The 4,140-nt window shown below is 72.2% G+C and carries 4 protein-coding genes; all 4 read right to left on the reverse strand.

Annotated elements, in window-relative coordinates:
* Positions 1-73: 73 nt before the first annotated feature.
* Positions 74-1,774 carry a proline--tRNA ligase gene (locus tag ACFWA7_RS39765; RefSeq protein ID WP_385828035.1) on the reverse strand — a complete coding sequence of 567 codons (1,701 nt, stop codon included), beginning with the start codon at positions 1,772-1,774 and terminating at the stop codon, positions 74-76.
* A 180-nt stretch (positions 1,775-1,954) separates the two neighbouring features.
* Positions 1,955-2,521, reverse strand: coding sequence for a GNAT family N-acetyltransferase (locus ACFWA7_RS39770; RefSeq protein WP_385828037.1), 567 nt, complete (start codon positions 2,519-2,521; stop codon positions 1,955-1,957).
* Between the two features lie 15 nt (positions 2,522-2,536).
* The gene (locus tag ACFWA7_RS39775) at positions 2,537-3,379 is read right to left on the reverse strand and encodes a GNAT family N-acetyltransferase (protein ID WP_385828039.1); all 843 of its coding nucleotides are present in this window, start codon (positions 3,377-3,379) and stop codon (positions 2,537-2,539) included.
* A 518-nt stretch (positions 3,380-3,897) separates the two neighbouring features.
* On the reverse strand, positions 3,898-4,140 hold a 243-nt coding region (locus tag ACFWA7_RS39780; RefSeq protein WP_385550261.1), incomplete at its 5' end, for a flavodoxin-dependent (E)-4-hydroxy-3-methylbut-2-enyl-diphosphate synthase.

The raw sequence follows: 4,140 nt of genomic DNA on the forward strand, positions 1-4,140 counted from the left end.
CGGGAAACCCACCCCAACCCCTCCCCCACCCCCGGAGGGTTTAGGGAAGGGGCGGGGAGGGGCTCAAACCCGGCTACTTGCGCAGGCGCGCGACCGCCTCCGCCAGCGGAAGCTCCTCCCGCTCCCCCGTACGCCGGTCCTTCAGCTCCAGGACACCCTCCCCGGCCCGCCGCCCCGCCACCAGAATCTTCGGCACGCCCAACAGCTCCGCGTCCGTGAACTTGACCCCGGGCGACACCCCCGCCCGGTCGTCCACCAGCACCCGCAGCCCCGCCGCGGCCAGCTGCGAGGCCGCGTCAAGCGCCACCTCCGTCTGGAGCGCCTTGCCCGCCGCGACGACGTGGACGTCCGCCGGCGCGACCTCCGCCGGCCAGCACAGCCCCTGCGAGTCGGCCGTCTGCTCGGCCAGCGCGGCCACGGCCCGCGAGACGCCGATCCCGTACGAGCCCATGGTCACCCGCACCGGCTTGCCCTGCTGCCCAAGGACATCGAGCTGGAACGTGTCCGCGTACTTCCGCCCCAACTGGAAGATGTGCCCGATCTCGATCGCCCGGTCGAGACGGAGGCCCGCGCCGCACGCGGGGCACGGGTCGCCCTCCTCGACGACGACCACGTCGAGGTAGTCGTCGACGTCGAAGTCCCGCCCGCACACCACGTTGCGCGCATGCGTGTCCGGCCGGTTCGCGCCCGTCACCCACGCCGTGCCCGGCGCCACCCGGGGGTCGGCGATGTAGCGGACCTTGTCCAGGCCCTGCGGGCCGACGTATCCGCGTACGAGATCGGGCCGGTCCGCGAAGTCCTCGGCGGTGACCAGTTCGACGACCGCCGGAGCCAGGTGCTCGCCCAGCTTGCCCAGGTCCACCTCGCGGTCGCCGGGGACCCCGACCGCCACGATCTCGCCGTCCACCTTGACCAGGAGGTTCTTGAGGGTGGCGGAGGCCGGGACGCCCAGGTGGGCCGCCAGGGACTCGATCGTGGGGGTGTCCGGCGTGTCCAGCGCCTCCACCGGTCCGACGCCGGAGGCGTCCACGGGCGCGGCCACGAAGGTCACCGCTTCCGTGTTCGCCGCGTACTCGCACGCCGGGCAGTCCACGAAGGTGTCCTCACCGGCGGCGGCCGGAGCCAGGAACTCCTCCGAAGCCGAGCCGCCCATCGCCCCCGACACCGCCGAGACGATCCGGTAGTCGAGCCCGAGCCGGGCGAAGATCTTCCGGTACGCCTCGCGGTGCAGCGCGTACGACTCGGCCAGGCCCTCGTCCGTCGTGTCGAACGAGTACGAGTCCTTCATCTGGAACTCGCGCCCGCGCAGCACGCCCGACCGGGGCCGCGCCTCGTCCCGGTACTTGGTCTGGATCTGGTAGAGCATCACCGGCAGGTCCTTGTAGGACGTGCACTGGTCCTTGACGGTCTGGGTGAAGATCTCCTCGTGGGTGGGCCCGAGCAGATAGTCCGCGCCCTTGCGGTCCTTGAGCCGGAACAGCAGGTCACCGTACTCCTCCCAGCGCCCGCTCGCCTCGTACGCCTCCTTGGGCAGCAGGGCCGGGAGCAGCACCTCCTGGGCGCCGATGGCGTCCATCTCCTCACGGACGATGTGGGAGATGTTGTCGAGGACCTTCTTGCCGAGCGGCAGCCAGGTCCAGATTCCGGCCGCGTTGCGCCGTACGTATCCGGCGCGGACCAGCAGCTTGTGGCTGAGCGTCTCCGCGTCCGCCGGGTCGTCGCGCAATGTCTTGACCATCAGACGGGACATGCGCTGGACCTGGGCGGCTGCCATGGGGTTCTCTCCTGTACGTACACGGGTGGTGTCAGGAGGTTATCCGCGCGCCACGCGCGCGTGGAAATCGGTTTACGGTCGCCGCAGCGGCAGGTGCGCGCCCATCACCGCGTACGGCCTCGGCGCGCTCAGGCTGTGTCTTCCCGGGGGACAACCCCCGGACCCCCGGCTGGAAGCCCCTCAGGCCCGCCGCAAAGGCAAATGCGCTCCCATGACCGCGTAAGGCCTCGGCGAGCTCGGGAAGTGGACCTGCCCCGCGAGGTCCAGATACCCCAGCGCCCGGTACAGCGCCCGCGCCGGGCTCTCCGTGTCGATCGCGGAGAGGATCGACCTCGGCTCGGCCGCGCTGTCGGTGATCCGGGTGATGAGCTCGCGGCCGACGCCCCGGCCCTGGTGGGACGGGTGGACATGGAGCTCGGTGATCACGAAGGAGTCGTCGAGCCAGGCGTCGGTGCCGTTGTGGCGCAGATACGGTTCGACGACCGTGGACCACCAGTGCACCCGGTCGTTGGGCATCCCGTACACGAAGCCGACGAGCCGTCCGCCGGGGGTGGTGGCGCCCAGGGCGCGCGCGCCGGGAGAGGCGAGGTGGCGCAGCACGATGTGGCGGCGCACGCCGACCTCTTCCGGGCTGAGCCCGAAGGCGACCGCCTGCACGGCCAGGGCCTCGTCCACGCGGGCGGCGAGGTCGAGCGGTCCGACCGTCACCTCGGGGGTCTGGGGACCGGCCCCAAAGGAAGGTGCCATGGCCGCACCCTACTGTCAGAAGAGCACGCTCATGAAAGCCCCCGTCTCACGGAAGCCGACCCGGCGGTAGCAGGCACGTGCCGCCGTGTTGAAGTCGTTCACGTAGAGGCTGACGACGGGGGCCACGTCTGCGAGGGCGTAGCGCAGCACGGCGGCCATGCCGGTGACGGACACGCCCCGGCCCCGGTACTCGGGGGCGACCCAGACGCCCTGGATCTGACACGCGCGCGAGGTGGCCGCGCCGATCTCGGCCTTGAAGACGACCTTGCCGTCCTCGACGCGGGCGAACGAGCGCCCGGAGCCGACGAGTTCGGCGACGCGCGCCTGGTAGAGCAGCCCGCCGTCGCCCGCCATCGGGGAGACGCCGACCTCCTCGGTGAACATGGCCACGCACGCGGGCATGATCACGTCCATCTCGTCCTTGCGGATCCGGCGGACGTACGGGTCGGGGACCATGTCGTCGGGCATCCGGTCGGTGACCATCAGCGGCTGGTTCGGGCGGACGTCCCGGGCCGGCCCCCACTGCGGCTCCAGGAGCTTCCAGAGCAGGGCGGTCGGGTCGGCCGGGCCGACGATGGAGGAGCAGCGGCGGCCGGTGCGACGGGCCCGGTCCGCGAAGGCGCGGATGGCTTCGGGGGTGGCACAGATGGGGACGAGGTTGGCACCGGAGTAGCAGAGCGAGCGCAGCTTGCCGCCGGCGTACCAGCCCCACATCTCGCCGCCGAGCCGCCACGGGTCGAGGCCCGCGACCTGCACTCGCGAGGCCACGAAGGCGTTGGCGACCGGATCGCTCTCCAGGACGGCGAGCGCCGCGCCGAGGTCACCGGGTTCGAGGACCCGGGTGGTGGTCTGCGTCAACACGTGGGGCCTCACCATACGGTCTGCTGATCTCCGCACTGTACCCGCCGGGAGGACCCGGGCGCCGCCCTGCCCTTCCCTGCCGGGGGGGGGGATGCGGTGCTTCGCGTGCGGGCCGCGGACCGGGGGGGTGCGGTTCGTCTGCGGGCCGGTGGGGCTGGTCTCGCAGTTCCCGCGCCGCGTCTTGGCCCGGTGTTCGTCTGCGGGCCGGTGGGGGCTGGTCTCGCAGTTCCCCGAGCCCCTAAGGGCACCTCCAGCCCCTCCGGCGTTTGAGGAGCGGGGGCGGGGGCGGAGCCCCGAAGCGGGGGCGGGGGCGGAGCCCCAGCGGAGGCGGGGGCGCAGCCCCGCGAGCGGGGTGCAGGGGGTGCAGGCCCCGCCCCCGGGGTGCACCCAGGCCCCGCAAGGGGGGCGCAGGGGGTGCAGCCCCCGCCCGGGGTCCGGGGGCTGCAGCCCCCGGGAGACCCACCTCAGCCCACCCCCACCCCCGGAGGGTTTAGGGAAGGGGCGGGGTGGGGGGCTCAACCCGCCACAGACACCTGCGGCTCTCCCGACGTCACCCCAGCCCGCTCCATCTGCTCCGCGATCTTCATCGCCTCTTCGATCAGCGTCTCGACGATCTTCGACTCGGGAACCGTCTTGATCACCTCACCCTTGACGAAGATCTGCCCCTTGCCATTGCCCGAGGCCACACCCAGATCCGCCTCACGCGCCTCACCCGGCCCGTTCACCACACACCCCATCACCGCGACCCGCAAAGGCAC

Origin of the sequence: Streptomyces sp. NPDC059994 (genome assembly GCF_042737755.1) — a bacterium.
GTDB lineage: Bacteria > Actinomycetota > Actinomycetes > Streptomycetales > Streptomycetaceae > Streptomyces.

Bases quoted from the DNA above. Each gene is read 5' to 3' on its own strand.
- ACFWA7_RS39770 (WP_385828037.1), bottom strand. From the start codon at position 2,521: ATGGCACCTTCCTTTGGGGCCGGTCCCCAGACCCCCGAGGTGACGGTC.
- ACFWA7_RS39765 (WP_385828035.1), bottom strand. From the start codon at position 1,774: ATGGCAGCCGCCCAGGTCCAGCGCATGTCCCGTCTGATGGTCAAGACA.